Annotated in this window: 21 protein-coding genes and 1 tRNA gene; 2 read left to right on the forward strand and 20 right to left on the reverse strand. The window is 51.9% G+C overall.

Annotated features, from left to right (window positions below):
• Positions 1–17: 17 nt before the first annotated feature.
• The 3 genes from N8M53_RS08585 to N8M53_RS08595 form a co-directional block, all read right to left on the reverse strand.
• Positions 18–950, reverse strand: coding sequence for an alpha/beta hydrolase (locus tag N8M53_RS08585; protein ID WP_269578482.1), 933 nt, complete (start codon positions 948–950; stop codon positions 18–20).
• A 144-nt stretch (positions 951–1,094) separates the two neighbouring features.
• Positions 1,095–2,261 (reverse strand): nucleotide sugar dehydrogenase, encoded by a 1,167-nt coding sequence (locus N8M53_RS08590; RefSeq protein ID WP_269578483.1) that lies wholly within the window; start codon positions 2,259–2,261, stop codon positions 1,095–1,097.
• A 107-nt stretch (positions 2,262–2,368) separates the two neighbouring features.
• Positions 2,369–2,456, reverse strand: a tRNA-Ser gene (locus tag N8M53_RS08595).
• A gap of 284 nt (positions 2,457–2,740) precedes the next feature.
• On the opposite strand from N8M53_RS08595, the gene N8M53_RS08600 reads away from it, so the two are divergent.
• On the forward strand, positions 2,741–3,319 hold the full coding sequence (locus tag N8M53_RS08600) for a UPF0149 family protein (protein WP_269578484.1): 579 nt from the start codon (positions 2,741–2,743) through the stop codon (positions 3,317–3,319).
• 44 nt (positions 3,320–3,363) lie between these two features.
• On the opposite strand, the gene nadA is transcribed toward N8M53_RS08600, so the two are convergent.
• From nadA to aspS, 17 genes are all read right to left on the reverse strand, one after another.
• Entirely contained in the window at positions 3,364–4,407 is a 1,044-nt protein-coding gene (gene nadA / locus N8M53_RS08605) for a quinolinate synthase NadA (protein WP_269580013.1), read from the reverse strand.
• A 117-nt stretch (positions 4,408–4,524) separates the two neighbouring features.
• Entirely contained in the window at positions 4,525–5,256 is a 732-nt protein-coding gene (gene ybgF, locus N8M53_RS08610; RefSeq protein ID WP_046075369.1) for a tol-pal system protein YbgF, read from the reverse strand.
• Between the two features lie 34 nt (positions 5,257–5,290).
• Positions 5,291–5,809: a peptidoglycan-associated lipoprotein Pal gene (gene pal / locus N8M53_RS08615; RefSeq protein WP_069361240.1), complete on the reverse strand. Its 519-nt coding sequence runs from the start codon at positions 5,807–5,809 to the stop codon at positions 5,291–5,293.
• A 49-nt stretch (positions 5,810–5,858) separates the two neighbouring features.
• Positions 5,859–7,196 carry a Tol-Pal system beta propeller repeat protein TolB gene (tolB, locus tag N8M53_RS08620; RefSeq protein ID WP_269580014.1) on the reverse strand — a complete coding sequence of 446 codons (1,338 nt, stop codon included), beginning with the start codon at positions 7,194–7,196 and terminating at the stop codon, positions 5,859–5,861.
• A 101-nt stretch (positions 7,197–7,297) separates the two neighbouring features.
• Positions 7,298–8,326, reverse strand: a complete 1,029-nt coding sequence (gene tolA, locus N8M53_RS08625; RefSeq protein WP_420066608.1) for a cell envelope integrity protein TolA — start codon at positions 8,324–8,326, stop codon at positions 7,298–7,300.
• 9 nt (positions 8,327–8,335) lie between these two features.
• On the reverse strand, positions 8,336–8,782 hold the full coding sequence (tolR, locus tag N8M53_RS08630) for a protein TolR (RefSeq protein ID WP_046075367.1): 447 nt from the start codon (positions 8,780–8,782) through the stop codon (positions 8,336–8,338).
• Positions 8,783–8,785: 3 nt separating this feature from the next.
• Positions 8,786–9,472 carry a protein TolQ gene (tolQ, locus tag N8M53_RS08635; RefSeq protein WP_077668742.1) on the reverse strand — a complete coding sequence of 229 codons (687 nt, stop codon included), beginning with the start codon at positions 9,470–9,472 and terminating at the stop codon, positions 8,786–8,788.
• A complete protein-coding gene (gene ybgC / locus N8M53_RS08640) occupies positions 9,469–9,876 on the reverse strand; it encodes a tol-pal system-associated acyl-CoA thioesterase (protein ID WP_269578485.1) in 408 nt (135 codons plus the stop codon). The genes tolQ and ybgC overlap by 4 nt, the downstream gene beginning before the upstream one ends.
• A gap of 229 nt (positions 9,877–10,105) precedes the next feature.
• Positions 10,106–10,402 (reverse strand): cyd operon YbgE family protein, encoded by a 297-nt coding sequence (locus N8M53_RS08645; RefSeq protein ID WP_077600668.1) that lies wholly within the window; start codon positions 10,400–10,402, stop codon positions 10,106–10,108.
• Positions 10,395–10,502: a cytochrome bd-I oxidase subunit CydX gene (gene cydX, locus N8M53_RS08650; RefSeq protein ID WP_021024361.1), complete on the reverse strand. Its 108-nt coding sequence runs from the start codon at positions 10,500–10,502 to the stop codon at positions 10,395–10,397. The genes N8M53_RS08645 and cydX overlap by 8 nt, the downstream gene beginning before the upstream one ends.
• 15 nt (positions 10,503–10,517) lie before the next feature.
• On the reverse strand, positions 10,518–11,654 hold the full coding sequence (gene cydB / locus N8M53_RS08655; RefSeq protein ID WP_077668744.1) for a cytochrome d ubiquinol oxidase subunit II: 1,137 nt from the start codon (positions 11,652–11,654) through the stop codon (positions 10,518–10,520).
• 11 nt (positions 11,655–11,665) lie between these two features.
• Positions 11,666–13,249 carry a cytochrome ubiquinol oxidase subunit I gene (gene cydA / locus N8M53_RS08660; protein WP_198535301.1) on the reverse strand — a complete coding sequence of 528 codons (1,584 nt, stop codon included), beginning with the start codon at positions 13,247–13,249 and terminating at the stop codon, positions 11,666–11,668.
• 524 nt (positions 13,250–13,773) lie between these two features.
• Positions 13,774–14,787 carry a Holliday junction branch migration DNA helicase RuvB gene (gene ruvB / locus N8M53_RS08665; RefSeq protein WP_269578486.1) on the reverse strand — a complete coding sequence of 338 codons (1,014 nt, stop codon included), beginning with the start codon at positions 14,785–14,787 and terminating at the stop codon, positions 13,774–13,776.
• A gap of 3 nt (positions 14,788–14,790) precedes the next feature.
• The gene (gene ruvA / locus N8M53_RS08670; RefSeq protein WP_077600665.1) at positions 14,791–15,420 is read right to left on the reverse strand and encodes a Holliday junction branch migration protein RuvA; all 630 of its coding nucleotides are present in this window, start codon (positions 15,418–15,420) and stop codon (positions 14,791–14,793) included.
• A gap of 70 nt (positions 15,421–15,490) precedes the next feature.
• Complete coding sequence (gene ruvC / locus N8M53_RS08675) at positions 15,491–16,012, reverse strand: crossover junction endodeoxyribonuclease RuvC (protein WP_269578487.1); 522 nt, start codon at positions 16,010–16,012, stop codon at positions 15,491–15,493.
• Entirely contained in the window at positions 16,013–16,759 is a 747-nt protein-coding gene (locus tag N8M53_RS08680; protein WP_077600664.1) for a YebC/PmpR family DNA-binding transcriptional regulator, read from the reverse strand.
• Positions 16,760–16,943: 184 nt separating this feature from the next.
• A complete protein-coding gene (gene aspS, locus N8M53_RS08685) occupies positions 16,944–18,728 on the reverse strand; it encodes an aspartate--tRNA ligase (RefSeq protein ID WP_269578488.1) in 1,785 nt (594 codons plus the stop codon).
• Between the two features lie 254 nt (positions 18,729–18,982).
• On the opposite strand from aspS, the gene N8M53_RS08690 reads away from it, so the two are divergent.
• On the forward strand, positions 18,983–19,861 hold the full coding sequence (locus N8M53_RS08690) for a DUF72 domain-containing protein (RefSeq protein ID WP_269578489.1): 879 nt from the start codon (positions 18,983–18,985) through the stop codon (positions 19,859–19,861).
• Positions 19,862–19,966 lie beyond the last annotated feature (105 nt).

The raw sequence follows: 19,966 nt of genomic DNA on the forward strand, positions 1-19,966 counted from the left end.
CATCGTCGCCCTAGTTTCTATGTACCTATCATCTTATTCATCATCTGCTCTATCAACGGGCTTGGGTGGCCGTTGTCGTCGGTGAGAAAATAGGTATGACCCCAGTGGGGATCGAAGTGGTCATTAAAGGCGTCGCAGTCGGTGACCGTCACTTTGTTGGCGGGAAGCGCATCAAGGTTTTCAGGGCCGGTCATGCCGAGGCGGCGGGTGACGGTGCGGTGGCGTACGTTCACCACTTTTGAGGCAGCCATGGCTAAATCATCCGCGGCATAGTAAATATGCACTTGTTTGGCGGCATCGAGGACGGCTCTTCCTGGCTGGTGCGACTCTAGCGCTTGGTTATCAACATCAGCGGCCATCATAAAGATATGTCGAAACCATTGTGGCATGGTGTCGAGCCCAGCGTGTTGGTGCCAATGGTGAAAGGTGCTAATGAGCGTGCGATTCCCCATGGAGTGCGCGAGTAGGTTCATGCGCCGTTTGCAGGGGTTAGTTTGTTGCTCGGGGGCGCGACGCCATTCATCAAACATCGCCAGTAAACGACTAAACGCCAAGCCTGACGCGGTGGCAGCAAGTTGGTCATCCCAGTAATCATCAATAACGCCGAGCTGGCCATCTTCATCACACGGCCAGATAATCGGCACTACCAGTATGGCGTTGGGTGACAGGCGATCACATTGATGTTGTAAGGTCTGCGCCATCGGGAAAATATGACTTTCCATTTGGTTGTTATAACCATGGAGCCAAAAAAGTATCTGGGTATGCGCGGGCAAGGCTTTCAGTTTGGCCATAAACGGCGCAGCGGTGATCTCTTGGTATTCACCCTGCCCGGCGCGTTGGCAAAAATATACCCACTTCGAGATATCGGTGTTTTGGTTATCAAAGCTGAGCCAGCGGCCAGCCTCACTGTGCGAGCCTTGTTCGGGAATACGGCTGGTAATAAATAACATGGCATCATCCATCAGTTATGAATGTGCGATGAGGTTACGCGAGATCGATGGTTGCGTTGTATGGTGTCAAGAGGATTTTGCGAGGGAGAAGACGAAAAGCGAGAAAGTTCTTAGGACCCAGGTTCCTAGGCCCTAACTTTTCTCTCAATCCGCGCCGAACAAGTCGCGGGTGTAGACTTTGCTTTCTACATCACGGATCTCGTCCACCATACGGTTGGCGACAATCACATCGGCGCGTTGTTTGAAGGTATCCAAGTCTTTGATCACGTCTGAGTTAAAGAAGGTGTCTTCGTCAAGCACGGGCTCGTACACCACCACTTCAATGCCTTTGGCTTTAATTCGCTTCATAATCCCTTGGATGGCTGAGGCGCGGAAGTTATCGGAGCCGGCTTTCATCACCAAGCGGTAGATGCCCACCACTTTGGGATCGCGCTTGATGATTGCATTAGCGATAAAGTCTTTGCGGGTGGTGTTGGCATCAACAATGGCTTGAATAATGTTGTTAGGCACGTCTTGGTAGTTGGCCAACAATTGACGGGTGTCTTTCGGTAAGCAATAGCCGCCGTAGCCAAACGAGGGATTATTGTAGTGGTCGCCAATCCGTGGATCTAACCCTACCCCCTCAATAATCTGGCGCGAATCCAAGCCGTGGGATTCGGCGTAGCTATCCAGCTCGTTAAAATAAGCAACGCGCATCGCCAAGTAGGTGTTGGAGAAGAGCTTCACCGCTTCCGCTTCGGTGGAATGGGTAAACAAGACCGAGATGCCCGATTTCACTGCGCCTTGTTGCAACAACGTCGCAAATTGGCGCGCGCGCTCGGATTGTTCACCAACAATGATTCGTGACGGATACAAGTTATCGTAAAGCGCTTTGCCTTCACGCAAAAATTCAGGGGAGAAGAGGATATTCTCACAACCCATTTGCTGCTTGATTTTTTCCGTGTAACCCACTGGTACAGTCGATTTGATCACCATCACCGCCGCTGGGTTAATCGCCATCACATCTTTAATTACCGCCTCGACTGAACTGGTATTAAAGTAGTTAGTTTCGGGATCATAATCGGTGGGGGTAGCAATCACCACAAAGTCCGCGCCTTGGTAGGCCTGCTCTTTATCTAAAGTGGCAGTAAAGTTCAGTGGCTTTTCTGCTAAAAACTGTTTTATTTCGGCATCGACAATCGGTGATTGCTGGTTGTTAAGCAAGTTGACTTTTTCTTCCACAATGTCGAGTGCAACCACTTCGTTATGTTGCGCCAGTAGCATGGCGTTCGACAGGCCGACGTAACCTGTTCCAGCAACGGCAATTTTCATCGTTTTATTCTCTTGGCTCAAACCTAAGAAAGGGTATCACGGGGATTGGAGAACGACTAGCGGCTGCACATAGCAAAAAACCGCCACGAGGGCGGTTTTTTAAATGATGGCGGTGAGAGAGGGATTCGAACCCTCGATACGTTGCCGTATACACGCTTTCCAGGCGTGCTCCTTCAGCCACTCGGACACCTCACCATATTGTCTGCTACGCAAGCTATTTATTAGGTGGACTTGACCTACCCGCTGTCGCGTTAACGGGGCGTACTATAGAGAGTTGCTGCTTTGCGGTCAAGCTGTTGGTGATGGCTTTAGGTTTAAATGGCTATTCCATCACCAAAAGCATCATTATGTCTGGAAAAACTGAGTTACCCCCCGATTCAGTCGCCAACGTGTTGAGCAACAGTGTACGAGCGATGGAAGCACGCGAGTGCGAAAGCTGTTAAACTCATGGCATTGTTCAAAATACAAATAAGAGTGTTATGACGTTATCAGACTTTCTCACCCAGCATGCCGATAGCGAGCAGCTACTTAACGAAATGCAAACTCGTGGTGTGGTCACCGCGATGGCGGCCGCGCCTCATGTTATTAGCCCTAGCGAGTGGCTTCCTGTGATGTGGGGGGGTGAAGAACAAGCGCCATTTGAGAACCATGAGCAGTTTGAGCAGTACGCCAATTTGATTGTGGATATTTGGAATGAACAGCGTCAGCAGTTGTTGGAGAAAACCTGGCAATGGCCAGAAGGCTGTTTGCTGGATGACGCTGAAATTGTCAACCAAGCGACCCGCGATTTCGCCGAAGGATTGTTGCAAGGCTGGAGCCTGACCCGTGATGACTGGGAAACGCTGATGCCGGAAAACACTGATGGTAATGCCCTACTCGGTGGCGTAGTGCTGTCTATTAGCTTGCTTTACGACCCAGAAACCGCGCTTTCCACCATGGAAGCACAAGGCGCGGAAGAGCTGGCACAGTTTGAGGAAATCTTTAACGCCATGCCCACAATGTTGTGTGGTTTAACCCTCCACGGCGCGGCGTTGGCGGAAGATGCGGAAGGAGCATAAAAACGGGTTCCTAGGACCTAGAAGCCTAGGCCCTAGGAACCGCTTTACCCCTTCATTTCAGCGGCAAAGTTGAGCATGCGGTTGAGCGGGATTAACGCTTTTTCGCGCACCTTGTCGTCAACGTGGATTTCATGCTCTTCACCGCCGTTTTCAAGCGCGTTTTCAATCGCTTTAAGGCCATTCATCGCCATCCATGGGCAGTGGGCGCAGCTGCGACAGGTCGCACCCGCGCCGGCGGTTGGGGCTTCGACAAGTTCTTTTTCCGGCACCATTTGCTGCATCTTATAAAAAATGCCTTTATCGGTGGCGACAATCAGCTTTTCGTTCGGCAGCGTTTGTGCCGCTTTAATCAGCTGGCTGGTTGAGCCGACGGCATCGGCCATTTTTACCACACTGGCTGGCGATTCTGGGTGAACGAGAATCGCGGCATCAGGATACAGATGCTTCATTTTTTCCAGCGCTTGAGCTGAAAACTCATCATGCACCACGCACTCACCTTGCCATAGCAGCATGTCAGCGCCTGTTTCTTTCTCGATATAAGCACCAAGGTGGCGGTCGGGTCCCCAGATAATCGGCTTATCTTGGCTATCAAGGTGTTCAACAATCTCCAACGCAATGCTTGAGGTGACCACCCAATCGGCACGCGCTTTAACGGCGGCGGAGGTGTTGGCATACACCACCACGGTGTGATCAGGGTTAGCATCACAAAAAGCGGTAAATTCGTCCGCTGGGCAGCCTAAATCTAGCGAGCACTCCGCATTAAGTGTCGGCATTAGCACGATTTTTTCTGGGGTGAGAATTTTGGCGGTTTCCCCCATAAAGCGCACGCCAGCCACAATCAAGGTGCTTGCTGAGTGTTGGTTACCAAAGCGAGCCATTTCTAACGAGTCGGCGACACATCCGCCGGTTTCTTCCGCGAGGGCTTGGATCTCTGGATCCGTGTAATAGTGAGCAACAAGCACCGCGTCCTTTTCTTCTAACAATTGTTTGATGCGTGCAACGTGTTGTTTTTTCTCTTCGTCACTCAATGCCACAGGTTTCGGCGGAAAGGGGTAGACCCTTTGCGACGTTTCAATCACTTGGCTCATGGGATTACTCATGCTTACTTCCAGTCCGGAACTTCCATTCCGAGTAGTATAACGTGAGTGGGGGGAGAAACAATATGAAGAGAGAAGCTAGGTCCTAGGAGCCTAGGACCTTATTGCCTACATCGCGTTTTTGGCTTGTTTGGCGCTGGTTGAGTCTGGGTAGGTATCAATCACTTGTTGGAAGTATTGATTGGCTTGGTCGCCATTACCTTGTTTTTGTGCAATCAGGCCCAGCTTCAGCAACGCATCGGGGCGTTTGTTAGAGTCTTTAAACTCACTGACTGCCGTGAATTCTTGGCTGGCTTGTTCAAACTTACGTTTGGAGAAATAAAGCTGACCGAGCCAATAGTGGGCATTGGCGGTGTATACCGACTCTGGGTATGTTGAAAGAAACGCTTTAAATGCTTTGGTTGCGCCTTGGTAATCTTTCTCTTTTAAGATTAGATTAACGGCAGCTTCATAGGCTGCATTCTCAGTTTGATCAGCGGTGAAGTTAACCGCTGGCTTGTCTTCTGGCGCTTTCTCTGGCTCTGCAGGTGCTGATTGCTTCGCCGTTCTCAGGGTATCGATTTCTCGATAGAGGTCGCGTTGACGCTCAACCATTTGTTGAATGTCATAGCTGTTGCGCTCAACGTTGCCGCGTAAATTGCTCAGCTCTTGCGCCATTTGGTCAAGCTGGCGCTGCATATCGAGCTGCATTTGGTTACGTGCTTGGAGCATCCGCTCCAAACGATCGACGGCGGTGCCGCCCGCCCCTACTTCTGTCACCGGAGCAGGTGTGGCAGCCACGGGGGCTGCCACACTCACCAGTAACGCCAGCGCGAGGGTTCGCACAGAGTTACTGTTCATTGTCATATCCTTTATCCATTACCAAAAGGCTGGATTAGTATACCAATACCGCACGACGGTTTTTGGCGTAAGCTTCTTCGCTTTGGCCAAGTACCAACGGTTTTTCTTCGCCGTAGCTCACGATAGAGATCTGGCTCGCCGGTACGCCCAGCGCTTGTAGATATTTAGAAACCGCTTCGGCACGACGCTCGCCCAGGGCAATGTTGTACTCAGGCGTACCGCGCTCGTCAGCGTGACCTTCTACGACCACTTCCATCGCTGGGTTCGCACGCAGGTAAGTGGCGTGGGCATCCAACATGTCTTCGTATTGTGGCAGTACTGATGAGTCGTCAAAGTTGAAGTAAACGGTTTGCGACTGACGCAGTTCTTGGTTACGAATTTGTTGCTCTGTCATTGAGCCTTGGCCGTCAACAGGAGAAACAACGGTGGTGCCGTTTTGGTTGGTTGATTGGCCAGAACCACTGCCTGTTGAGCTATCGTGTGAGCTACACGCAGCCAGAGTAAACATCGGCAGTGCCACCGCCAGACCTTTCAGTACTTTATTGATTTGCATTCTATTTTCCTTTTCTAGAAAGTTAGCGCACGTTGTTTAAAATTAAAAACTACAGGTAAGGTGACCAGGCTGGTGCACGCACGCGCCCGTTGGTTGCCGGTAACCGCGCTTTAAAGCGGCCGTCTACGGAGACGAGTGACAACACATTCTTACGTCCATATACCGAGCTGTAAATCACCATGCTGCCATTTGGCGCAATGCTTGGCGACTCATCCAACAAGGTTTTGGTTAGGATTTGCACCGCCCCGCTGTTTAAGTCTTGCTTTGCAATGTTATAGCCAGACGATGATTGATTTACCATAATCAAATGACGGCCATCGGGTGTCAGTTGCCCACCCATGTTCTGATTGCCTTGCCACGTGATCCGTCGGCTAGTTCCGTCGTCTAAATTTACGCGATAAATCTGTGGTTTGCCACCCCGGTCAGAGGTATAGATCAGCGAGTTACCATCAGGATCCCAAAATGGCTCGGTGCTATTGGCACGGCCGTGGGTAATTTGCGTCAATTTTTTGCTGTTCAAATCGAAGGTGTACACCTGCAAGCTGCCCGTTTTGGAGAGCACCAAGGCTAACTTATTGCCATCAGGCGAAAACTGTGGCGACCCATTGTGACGAGGGTATGACGCAATTTTCTCACGTTGGCCGGTGTAGATGTTCATGATAAAGATCTCTGCCTGACCATTTTCAAAGCTGACGTAGGCAAGTTTACGACCATCCGGTGACCAAGACGGTGACATCAAAGGCTGTTTGGAACGCAAGATCAAACGCTCGTTATAGCCGTCGTAATCCGACAATCGCAGTTGATAGGGGTAGTCGTTTTCTTTATCAATCACCACATAAGCGATACGGGTTAAGAACGCGCCCTTTTCGCCGGTGAGCTGCTCATAAACAATATTGGAAATCCGGTGCGCATAGCGGCGCAAGTCGCTCTCTTTGACCGTAGCGCGGTTGTTGACCAGCAAGTGATCATCGGTTTGCACCAACTCGCCATCGGCGCCTAGGCCTTTGCTGTCCCCACCGGTGAGCTGGCCCCGAACGATATCAATCAGCTGATAATCAATTTGATAGCGACCGTCCGAGGTCGGGGTAATCGTACCTGTGACCACCGCATCCACTCCCAGCGAGGTCCAAGCGTTGTAATCTACGTCAGTATCGCTATACGGAGTTTGTGGCATCTCGCTGACCGCCAGCGGGTTAAACTTACCGCTGCGACGTAAATCAGAACCGACCACCCCAGAAATATCCTCGGGTAGTTCGCCTTGCCCTTTCCATTGAAACGGGATCACACCAATTGGGCGCGCGGTATTCACCCCTTCGGTGATCACCAATTTAAGCGCGGCATGTGCCGGTTGAGTCAGTATCGATAGACAGGCAAAAAGCATCACCATCGCGGCGATACGCCATGTTCGCAAACGATCCTGACTTTTGCTTGTCACACTGCTTGTGCCACCGCAGGGGCTCACTTCCATCATGTTTGGTATCCTGTCGTTTAGTTAGGTCTAACGGTCAACTCGATATCACGTAGTTTGGCAATAATATCGCCATCTTCCGGCATTGGAAACTGAGACACAGACGCCACCGCGGTCTTGGTCGCGCGACACAGCCGCGTGTTGCCCGCCTTTTCTTCCACATTAAGCAACAGGCCGGTCGGTGACAAGCGCATATTCACCACGCACTCTTGGCCACTTAGGCCATCGTCTACGATCAGCCGTTGCTGGATCATCTGTGTAAAAATGGCGCCGTACCGCGCCACTTCATCTTGAATAAATTGCCCGCGCGCGGTTTGCCGTTGGCTGGCTTCCGACTCAAGGCCCGAGAACAAATCGTTCAGTGCCGCCTCTTGCGCTTTGCGCTCCGCTTCTTGGCGAGCTTGTTCGGCTTTACGCGCCTCTTCTTCCGCTTTTTTACGCTCGGCAAGCTTACGCTGTCGCTCGGCTTCGGCTTTTTTCGCTTCTTCCTCAGCTTTACGTTGCGCAGCGAGCTTTTCTTGCCGTGCTTTTTCCGCTTTCTCCGCCGCTAATTCGGCTTTGCGCTTCTCTTCTAACTTGCGCTGCCGTTCGCGCTCGGCCTGCTCGGCTTTTTGCTTGGCAATACGCGCTTGCTCTTCTGCTTTGGCCTTTTGCTCGGCAATTCGCTTTTGCTCTTCCCGTGCCTGGCGCTCAGCTTCCAGCTTTTGTCGTTTTACTTCGCGAAGGCGCTGCTCTTCTTGTTCGCGCTGCTGCTCAAGGCGTTTCGCTTGCTGCTCTAACCGTTTAAGTCGCTCCGCTTCTTCGCGTTTGGCCTGATCGCGCTGCTCGCGAATTTTCTTCGCTTGTGCATTGACGACCGCCGGATCAATCACAGTGGCATCAATCGCGCGACCCGCTTTAGGGGTTGGTGTTGAGTCAGAGCTAAAGTCTGCGCCCCACAACAGCACAATGACTAATACCACATGCAACACGGCAGATATCGCCAGTGCGGGCATCAGCGAATCTTTGCCTGATTTTTTATGGGTTGGTTTATCGCTTGGCTCGTTCATCATCCTCACCTACGACTCGTACGGCTCTGTCATTAAGCCCACCGACGACACGCCGGCTTGGTTTAATGCATCAAGCGTCAGGATGATTTCTGAATAAGGCACTCGGCCATCACCGCCCACTAACACGGGTGATTTGGGATTTAGCTGCAGCTCAGCTTTAACGCGTACTAGGATTTCTTCCAAGCTCAAACCGCGCGTCATATCACCATTATTGACACTGAGCCCGAGCTGACCGTCTTTATCTACTTCTACAATAATAAAGGCGCCGCTATCTTCCTCTTCAGCCAGCTCTGCCGCTGTTTTCGCTTGTGCCGTTTGTGGCAGATCGACATCCACCCCCTGAGTCACGAAGGGGGCGGTCACCATAAAGATAATCAGCAGTACCAGCATCACATCAATGTAGGGGACGACATTGATTTCCGCCGTCATCTTGCGCCGCTTAGGTTGATACGCCATGGATCACTCCTGGGTTGCCGCAAACGCTTGACGATGAAGAATGCTCGAGAACTCTTCCATAAAGTTCATGTAGTTGTGCTCAAGTTTACCCACTTTAGATGTCAGGCGGTTGTACGCCATCACCGCTGGGATCGCCGCGAACAGACCCATCGCGGTTGCCACCAAGGCTTCAGCAATCCCGGGGGCCACCATCGCCAGCGTGGCCTGTTTTACCGCGCCTAGAGCGATAAAGGCATGCATGATCCCCCACACAGTACCAAACAAGCCAATATACGGGCTGATCGACCCGACGGTAGCCAAGAATGGCAGGTGGGTTTCCAGCTCTTCCACCTGTTTTGATAGCGACACACGCATCGCCCGCGACGTGCCTTCCATTACCGCTTCAGGCACTTTGTCGTTGCTACGGTGCAATCGCGCGAATTCTTTAAAGCCGGCGTAAAAAATCTTCTCGCTGCCGGTCAAATTGTCTTTGCGCGCTTGCACTTCTTGGAATAGTTGAGAGAGATCGATCCCAGACCAAAATCTGTCTTCAAACCGTTCCGCTTTGTTAAAGGCTTGCTTCATCACCTTGGAGCGCTTGATGATCATTGCCCATGACACCACTGACATACCCAGTAATATCAGCATCACTACCTTGACAAGCAAGCTTGCTTGCAAAAACAGGTCGAGAATGGAAAGTTCAGCGGTCACGTCATCATCTCCGATTTAATCTGTGTTGGAATCGATTTGGGTTTCATGGTTGTTGGGTCGACACAGGCTATCTTAACCGTCGCCGCACACAATGCTTTTTGGTCAGAATTCACCAAGCTTTGACAAAAGGTCATGCTGGCGCGCCCCATGGCTGACACTGTGGTGACAACCTCTAGCGCGTCATCAAGCCGCGCGCCACGATGAAAATCAATGTCCATGTGACGCACCACAAAGGCCGTGTGATCGGCAAAGAGCGCTTGTTGATTGACACCGATCTCACGCAACAGTTCAGTGCGAGCACGCTCAAAGTAGTTGAGATAGTTAGCGTGATAAACCACCCCACCAGCGTCCGTGTCTTCATAATACACACGAATGGGCCAGCGAAACGGCGTTGATTCTGTCATGTCTCTACCCATGATCGGTTTACTATAGGCAATTACTATACCTAAGTTGTGGATGTATAGAAATGCCGAGACCGCGCGGCTGGCGCATTGGTCGCCCATCAAGCGGTCGAGAAGTGATGTGCAGCAAAAAACACGCAATTACTGACACGCGAGTGATGAAAAAAGCACCACTCGGGTGCCTTTGTCATTCGTTTGTCACTTTGCGCTTTTTAGCGGGCGCCTCACTCAACTAGCGCAGCCACATCAAGGCGAGCAAAAGAAGGGAAACGCCCCACCCGAATGGCGGCCAGGTGAGCCATCGACTCCATTTACCTTGCGCGGTAAAACCGACGGCATGAATCACCCCCACACAGGTGGCGTACAGCAGCCCCACCCCCATCGGAAACGTGACACCGCCCATGCGCTGGGCAAAGGCGTCTGGCGCCCACATCACTTGGCCACCCCAGCACAGGGCACTGGCCAGTGAGAGCAGACGCCAAAGGCCAGAAAAATGCTGGCCTAAGGGAGCAGGTTGGCGCTCACTCATTATCGTGATCCATCGCTTCGGTGTGCTCTAACCATAAGGCGTTGATAATGCCAAAGGCGCATGCCAGTAGCACACCAAGAATCCACGTGAAATACCACATATGCAAGCTCCTCAATCAGTACAGTGAGTGTGTGTTGTCTTCAATATATTGCGCGTCTAAGCGGCCAAACATCTTAATGTAACACCACAGGGTGTAAGCCAAGATAATCGGCACAAACACCGCAGCCACGATAGTCATAATCGACAAGGTCAGCTCGCTGGAAGTGGCATCCCACATGGTCAAACTGTGGCCTGGGAAGGTGCTTGATGGCATCACAAACGGGAACATCGCGATACCTGCGGTCAAAATCACCCCCGCCACGGCTAAACTCGAGAACAAGAAAGCCCAGCCGCCACGCTCAAGGCGCGATGCCAGCAGTGCCAGCAGTGGCATCACCGCACCGACCAGCGGTGCTAACCAGAGGATTGGCATCGCTTGATAGTTACGCATCCAAGCGCCACTTTGCACTGCGACCTCTTTCGCCAGTGGGTTAGAAGCGGCTTGGTTCGCTGCCTCACTGACCACCACGAAGCCATCCATATTTTGTACCCAGAAGCCTGCCGCCACGAATAGCACTGTGGTCAATAGCGCGCACAGTTGCGCGACATTACGGGCGCGTACATGCAGCGCATCGGTGGTTTTCAGTTGCAGCCAGGTTGCGCCTTGCAATACCACCATAAATAGACTCACCAGCCCACACACCAAGGCGAAAGGATTAAGCAGCGCAAAAAAGCCACCGGTGTAGGTTGGGATCAAAAGATCACTAAGCTGGAACGGCACCCCTTGCAAGAGGTTACCAAAGGCAACCCCGAAAATGACCGGTGGCACAAAGCCCCCCAGCACCAAACCCCAATCCCACGCAGTGCGCCAGCGTGGGTCATCGATTTTTGAGCGATAGTCAAAGCCCATGGGACGGAAAAATAGCGCCGCGAGCGTGATCACCATCGCGATATAAAACCCAGAAAAGGAGACCGCATACACCAATGGCCAAGCGGCAAATAGCGCCCCGCCTGCGGTCACTAACCAAACCTGATTACCTTCCCAGTGAGGGGCAACAGCATTAATCATCACCCGACGTTCACTGTCAGTTTTACCGATAAGGGTAAGCAAAGCACCCACCCCCATGTCAAAGCCATCGGTGACGGTAAAGCCAATCAGTAACACACCGATCAGCACCCACCAGATCAGGCGTAACATTTCATAATCAAACATGCTCTCTCTCCTTATGCTTCAATCTGGCGGCTGAAATCCGCTTCTGGATTGCCTTTTTGTTCAAAGTGGTAGCGGCCGGTTTTAAGGCTGCTAGGCCCAAGGCGGGCAAACTTGAACATCAGATAAAGCTCAGCGACGAGGAAAACGGTGTAGAGCGAGCAAATCGCCACCATCGAGAAAATAATATCGCCAGCGGCCAGGTTCGACGCGGCCACGTGTACAGGAAGGATTTCCCCCACCGCCCAAGGCTGACGGCCATACTCGGCAACAAACCAACCGGCTTCGCACGCGATCCATGGCAGCGGGATACCGATCAGCGCAAGCTTCAGTAGCCAGGGCTTTTCATCGATACGCTGACGGCAGGTTTGCCAGAACGCCATGCCAAAAATGAACAGCATCGCAAAGCCGCACGCTACCATGATCCTAAAGCTCCAGAACAAAGGCGCTACTTGTGGAATAGAGTCTTTCGCCGCTTGCTGAATTTGCCCTTCGGTCGCATCCACCACCTTATCGGTGTACGGCTTAAGAAGCAGGCCGTAACCAAGATCGTTTTTCACTTCATTGAACGCAGCTTTGGTTTCCGGTGATTTCTCGCCGGCACGCAGTTTTTCCAATAATGCGTATGCCTGCATACCATTGCGGATGCGGGTTTCGTGCTCAGCAATCAAATCGGTTAAGCCGGTTACTTCTTTATCCAGTGAGCGCGTGGCAATGATCCCCATCGCATAAGGGATTTTGATCGCATAATCGGTCTGCATGGTCTCTTGATTCGGCAAGCCCACCACGGTAAACGCCGCTGGCGCTTCTTCGGTGTGCCACTCGGCCTCAATCGCTGCCAGTTTGACCTTTTGTACATCACCCAGCTCGTAACCGGACTCATCACCCAGCACAATCACGGATAAAATGGCCGCCATACCAAACGAGGCCGCGATCGCAAACGAACGGCGGGCAAAGGCGATATCACGGCCTTTGAGCAGGTAGTAAGCACTGATACCAAGGATGAACATCGCCCCTGTGGTATAGCCAGCGGCAACGGTGTGAACAAACTTCACCTGCGCCACGGGGTTGAAGACCACATCGGCAAAGCTCACCATCTCCATGCGCATGGTTTCAAAGTTAAACTCTGAGCCCACAGGGTTTTGCATCCAGCCGTTGGCGACCAAAATCCATAGCGCAGAAAAATTAGAGCCTAACGCCACCAGCCAAGTGGTGACCAAGTGTTGACGCTTACTAAGACGATCCCAACCAAAGAAGAACAGGCCCACAAAAGTGGATTCAAGGAAGAAGGCCATCAGCCCTTCAATGGCAAGCGGGGCGCCAAAAATGTCCCCTACATAGTGGGAATAGTAGGCCCAGTTGGTTCCGAATTGGAACTCCATGGTGAGGCCAGTGGCCACCCCAAGCGCAAAGTTAATCCCAAACAGTTTGCCCCAAAATTTGGTCATGTCTTTGTAGATTTGCTTGTCGGTCATCACGTATAACGATTCCATGATGGCCAGCAAAAATGCCATGCCTAACGTTAAGGGAACAAACAGGAAGTGATACATCGCGGTCAGCGCAAACTGCAGCCGCGATAAATCGACGATATCGGTAATCATGGTCACTCCTTTACACCGCTTTCGGTGCCGATACTGGCGTATCGCTCGTTTTACTTTCTCACCCTGCACGGCAGTCAAAACAGCTGGCTGGCGCGGGGAAAGCTACACACTTCTTAATTGACTGCTTGCATGTTACACAGTTGAAACGCCAAGGTTATTCTATAGTTAAATTTTATCTAATTAAGGTATAACTAATATTATAGACGCAACAATTGGGTGTTAATCGTGTTTTGCTCGGTTTGTTGAACGTGCTGCAAAAACAGCAAAGCGAACCAACCAGAATGCAAAATTGTGATTAACCACAAAGAATATGAGTGAAATATAGCCATGAACGGAAGCCACATCTCACCGCTTGGTTGTCAGCAACAGCCAGAAGAAGGGGTTACGATACGGGCTCACGTGCTACATAACCTTAATCTAGATCAAAAAACCCCATTGGTTGGCGGCCAATGGGGCTGTTTTGACAAAAAACGTCTTGATCTTGATTAAGGTTTGCTACGGTTTTCCGCTACGACTCGCAGTCACACTTTGGGGAAATCAAAGCCAAAGTGCAGATAGGCACGCTGGCTGGCAATCCGGCCACGTGGTGTGCGTTGTAGGTAGCCTTGTTGGATCAAATAGGGCTCAATCACATCTTCAATGGTGTCTTTTTCTTCGCCAATCGCCGCCGCCAAATTATCGAGCCCCACAGGTCCGCCATCAAACTTCTCAATAATGGCATTGAGTAACTTGCGATCCATGTAGTCAAACCCTTGGCTGTCGACATCGAGCATATCGAGCGCACGTTGGGCTATGTCAGCACTGATATCCCCCGTGCCTTTTACCTCGGCATAATCACGCACACGACGGAGTAAGCGGTTGGCAATACGTGGCGTACCGCGAGAGCGACGCGCCACTTCCATCGCCCCTTCATCGTCGGTTGATAACGCCAAGCAATGCGCGCTGCGTTTCACGATACCGGTTAAATCGCCCACGCTGTAATACTCTAAACGCTGAGTAATACCAAAGCGGTCACGCAAGGGTGATGTCAGCGAGCCAGCTCGCGTGGTCGCCCCCACGAGGGTAAACGGCGGTAAATCGATTTTGATTGATCGCGCGGCAGGTCCTTCACCAATCATGATATCCAGTTGATAATCTTCCATCGCAGGGTATAAGACTTCTTCTACCACTGGGCTCAAGCGATGGATTTCATCTATAAACAGCACATCGTGAGGCTCTAGGTTGGTGAGCAAGGCGGCCAGATCGCCGGCTTTTTCTAATACGGGGCCCGACGTAGTGCGAATATTGACGTCCATTTCATTGGCAACAATATTGGCCAAGGTGGTTTTACCCAAACCCGGTGGGCCAAAAATCAACAAGTGATCGAGCGCTTCTTGGCGTTTGCGCGCGGCATGGATAAAGATTTCCATTTGATCACGGACGTGATTTTGCCCCTGGTAATCTTCCAATAACTTGGGACGAATCGCGCGGTCAATCACCTCTTCTTCTCGATCAGGGGTGGTTTGCGCCGAGATTAAACGATCAGCTTCTATCATGGGTTACACCATTGAGCGCAGCGCGTGACGAATGACGTCTTCGCTGCTCATGTCATCAGTTGCAATTTGTTTAACCACTTTCTCCGCCTGCGCCGCTTTATAACCCAGTGCGACTAAGGCGCTCACCGCCTCATCAGCAGCAGACGAAACAGTGGTTGGCGCTGCGCGTAGGGCTGCGCCTTCAGCCGTCGCGGCATCCGTGTGCGGGGTAAAGAGATCAAACGCTTCCCAGTTTTTAAGCCGGTCACGCATTTCAATCACCAAACGTTCCGCGGTCTTCTTGCCCACGCCGGGGATTTTCACCAGGGTCGAGACATCATTGTGCTCGACACTGTCGACAAAGTGGTTAGCCGTCATCCCCGATAAAATCGCTAACCCCAGTTTAGGCCCCACACCATTGGCCTTGATCACTTCCCGAAACAGCGCCCGCTCACGTTTACCGCTAAAACCATAGAGAAGCTGCGCATCTTCACGCACCACAAAATGGGTATACACGGTGGCGGTTTCGCCCACTTCCGGTAATTGATACAAGCAGTTCATCGGCATACTGACCTCGTAACCGACGCCGTTGACATCAATGAGAATCTCAGGAGGTTGCTTTTCTATCAGGGTTCCCTGTAATCGGCCTATCACAATCGCATCTCTGTTTGTTACTTTGCCTTCAAGGATAAAGAATAACTGGATCTATATCCAGTCAATTTACCTACCGATATCGGCCGCGGCGGGCGGCGTTGGCTTTGCCGGCCATGGCGATGAGGGTGCGGTTGGTGTGGGCATGGCAAATGGCAACCGCGAGGGCGTCGGCGGCATCAGCTTGCGGGGTGGAGCTAAGTTTCAACATATGGGTGACCATATGCTGGACTTGCTTTTTATCCGCACTGCCTTTTCCCACTACGGCTTGCTTGATAAGCCTGGCGGCATATTCAGACACCGGTAAATCGGCGTTTACCGCCGCTACAATAGCACTGCCGCGTGCTTGACCCAGTTTCAGTGCTGAATCCGCGTTGCGGGCCATAAACACTTGCTCGATAGCAAAGTTATCTGGCTGAAATTGCGTGATGACCTCGCTCACGCCTGCGTAGATATGCTTCAGTCGACCGGGTAAGTCGTCTGTCTCGGTACGAATACAGCCACTACCGAGATATTCAAGATGCCGACCATGTTGGCGGATCACCCCATAACCGGTGATCCGCGAACCTGGGTCAATTCCCAGTATCACTGACATTTAGCTTAAACTCGCTGCCACTTCGTCCGAGATATCACCGTTATGGTAGACTTCTTGCACATCGTCAAGGTCTTCTAGCATATCGATCAAACGCAACAGCTTGGGTGCAGTGTCTGCATCTAACTCCGCTTTGGTGGATGGCACCTGCGTCACTTCGGCACGTTCAGCCTCAAACCCAGCTTTATCCAGTGCATCTTTCACATAGCCAAAGTCATTAGGCGTGGTGTACACATCCATTGAACCGTCGTCATAGGTAACCACATCGTCCGCGCCGCCTTCGAGCGCCGCTTCCATCACCGCATCTTCTTCAAGGCCAGAGGCGTAGGTGATCACCCCTTTTTTATCGAATAAGAAGCTGACTGAGCCATCGGTACCCAGATTACCTCCGGATTTGGAAAACGCATGGCGCACACCTGACACCGTGCGGTTGCGGTTATCGGTCATGCACTCCACCATCACCGCCGTGCCCGCAGGGCCATAACCTTCATAGATGACGGTTTCCATGTTCTCGTCACCTTCGCCGCCCGCACCGCGTGAAATCGCACGGTTGATGGTGTCGCGTGTCATGTTATTTGACAGTGCTTTATCCACCGCGGCACGCAGGCGTGGATTGGTTTCCGCCTCGGGGCCACCCTCTTTGGTTGACACCACAATTTCTCGGATAAGCTTGGTGAAAATCTTACCGCGCTTCGCGTCTTGAGCGGCTTTACGGTGTTTAATGTTCGACCACTTACTGTGACCTGCCATATCGACTCTCCGTTTTTTGCGCTCCCCTCACGTGAAAGGAGTAATAAGAAAAAACGCGCCTTGGCTTTTCAGTCTGAGGCGCGTTGAGACATTGACCTTGCGCCTTGATACGACCGCCTGGTGACGGCAGCTATCGGTCGCAAGGATAAGACGGGCAAGGCTGCTTGCCCGTCATCAGGCGAATTTATTCGCTGTGTTCGTTTTGCTCTGCCGCCGCGGTAATGCTCAGCGCCAGCTCTTCAAGCGCCGCGTCATTGGCAAGGCTTGGCGCGTCAGTCATCAAGCAGGCCGCAGCGGTGGTTTTCGGGAAGGCAATTACGTCGCGAATGTTTTCGGTGCCGGATAGCAACATCACCAAGCGATCCATACCAAACGCCAAACCTGCGTGTGGTGGAGTACCGTATTTCAATGCATCCAACAAGAAGCCAAATTTCTTACGCTGCTCTTGCTCATCGATGCCCAGCGTCTCAAACACCGCCGCTTGCATTTCTGGGTTATGGATACGCACCGAGCCACCGCCCACTTCGTAACCATTAATCACCATATCATACGCGTTAGAGTTCGCCGCCGCAGGATTTGCCACCAGCTCTTCAGGTGTCACGTCTGTCGGCGCAGTGAACGGGTGGTGCATCGCATGCAAGTTACCTTCGTCGTCTTCCTCAAACATTGGGAAATCAACCACCCACAATGGTGCCCACGCTTGGGTGTCGGTCAGCTCAAGATCCAGACCTAATTTCACACGCAGTGCGCCAAGCGCTTCGGTGACCACTGATTTCTTGTCTGCACCGAATAGGATAATGTCACCGGTTTGCGCCTCGGTGCGTGACAAGATGCTTTCTACCACTTCGGCATTAAGGAACTTGGCCACCGGCGATTGAATACCATCAAAACCGGCGTCACGGTCGTTGACTTTCATCCACGCCAAGCCTTTGGCACCGTAGATGCCAACAAAGTGGGTGTATTCATCAATCTGCTTACGCGACAAGCTGGCACCGCCTGGTACACGAATCACAGCCACGCGGCCTTTCTCATCGTTTGCCGGGCCAGAGAATACTTTAAACTCTACATCTTTGACGATATCAGCCACATCGACGATTTCGAGCGGGTTACGCAAATCTGGCTTGTCGGAGCCAAAACGGCGCATCGCTTCTTCATACTTCATGGTGGGGAACGCGCCCAAGTCCACATTGAGCAGAGATTGCCACATTTCACGGATCAGTTGCTCGGTTACCTCGCGCACTTGGTCGGCGCTCATGAATGAGGTTTCGATATCAATCTGGGTAAATTCTGGCTGACGGTCAGCACGCAAGTCTTCATCACGGAAGCACTTCACGATTTGGTAATAGCGATCAAACCCAGACATCATCAACAACTGTTTAAACAGCTGTGGTGATTGCGGCAGCGCATAAAAGTTGCCTTTGTGCACACGGCTTGGCACCAAGTAGTCACGTGCGCCTTCTGGAGTCGCCTTGGTGAGTACTGGGGTTTCGATGTCTAAAAAGTCATTGTCATCGAGGAAACGACGGACAAAGCTGGTGGCTTTAGCACGCAGTTTAATCCGATCGCTCATTTCAGGGCGGCGCAAATCAAGGTAGCGATACTTCAGGCGCTGCTCTTCGGAAATAAACTGGTTAAAGTCAATCGGCATCGGTGCACTGCGGTTGATGATCTCCAACCCTTTCGCCACCACTTCGACTTCGCCTGTGGCCATATCACTGTTGATCTGGCTCTCTGGACGCGCACGAACTTCACCACGGATAGTCAGGCAAAATTCGTTACGCAATTTGTTTGCTTGCTCGTAAACATCACCCATATCAGGGTCAATCACAACTTGCACCAGACCCTCACGGTCGCGCATGTCGATAAAAATCAAGCCGCCCAAATCACGGCGGCGGTTAACCCAACCACAAAGACTAACTTCTTGCCCGACGTGGGCTTTATTCAGGTGACCACAATACTGGGTGCGCATAGATTATTCCTGATCTGTTCTGATGATTCCGCTTGCCCCTGGGGCACAAGCCTGCCAAATACTGAGGGGAATTCGGGTAACAGCGTCTGTCGTACCTGACGGTACGCCCCCATGAGTGCCGTTACTGTCAAAGCCTGCCATTATAAAGGAAAAGCCCCGCTCTTGGTAAAGCGATCGCGCTTAAAACCGATAGTTTTTTTGTTCAATTCCTTTTAGGCTAGTGACCTATTGGTTGGCAAGGCATCATTACGGGCATGGTATCCCTATTACACCAAGACCTGAATCCGCCCTTACGATTGGGGCTGACACAATGGTCTCATCCTAGTTGGCAGCATCATTTTTACCCGCCAGGCACAAAGTCGGGTGAGCGTTTAGCCCGCTATGCCGAGGTGTTTAACACGGTTGAAGGAAATACGACCTTTTACGCCTCCCCGTCGCCGCAAACAGTGAGTAATTGGGCGGCCGCCATTCCAGACAGTTTTCAATTTACCTTTAAGCTGCCTAAAACCATTACTCATCAATGCCAGCTGCGTCATGCACAGGACTTAACCGCTGACTTTATCAAGCTGATGGCTCCGCTCCATAACCATATTGGTCAGTGGACGATTCAGCTACCGGCGCGTTTTGGCCCTGAGGGGTTAGCAAGCTTAGCGGCATTTCTTGAATCACTACCCCGCGCGTTTTCCCTTGGGGTAGAGGTGCGCCACCCCGCCTTTTTTGCCAAAGGCGAGGCAGAGAAAGCGCTCAACCGCCTGTTGATCGATCATCACGCCAACCGCGTGATCATGGACAGCCGCCCAGTATTTGCGGCTAAACCCGATACCCCTGCTATTATTGATGCGCAAAAGAAAAAGCCTCGTGTGCCCGTGCACGCCATCGCCACCAGCGATGCCCCCATGATACGTTTTATCGGCCATCCAGACTTGCCCGAGAACACCGCATTTTTTGACCCGTGGATCCCACGCTTATCCAAATGGATAGCCGCGGGCAAAACGCCCTATTTAATGATTCATACCTCAGATAACGATCAGGCCCCTGCACTGGCCGCACAGTTATACCAACGTCTTGATTTATCAACGCCACTGGCTTCCGTCACGCGCGCCGCGCAAAGCCAACAAGGGGCATTGTTTTAATATCCGCCCCACGCGGCACAGTCACCGTGCAGACAGGGGCAAAAAAATTCACTACAATACGCCGCTTTTGTGGCTGGGTTTACGCGCGTCACGCGCGAAAGCCTA

The organism is Salinivibrio kushneri, from assembly GCF_027286325.1.
Classification (GTDB): Bacteria; Pseudomonadota; Gammaproteobacteria; order Enterobacterales; family Vibrionaceae; genus Salinivibrio; species Salinivibrio kushneri_A.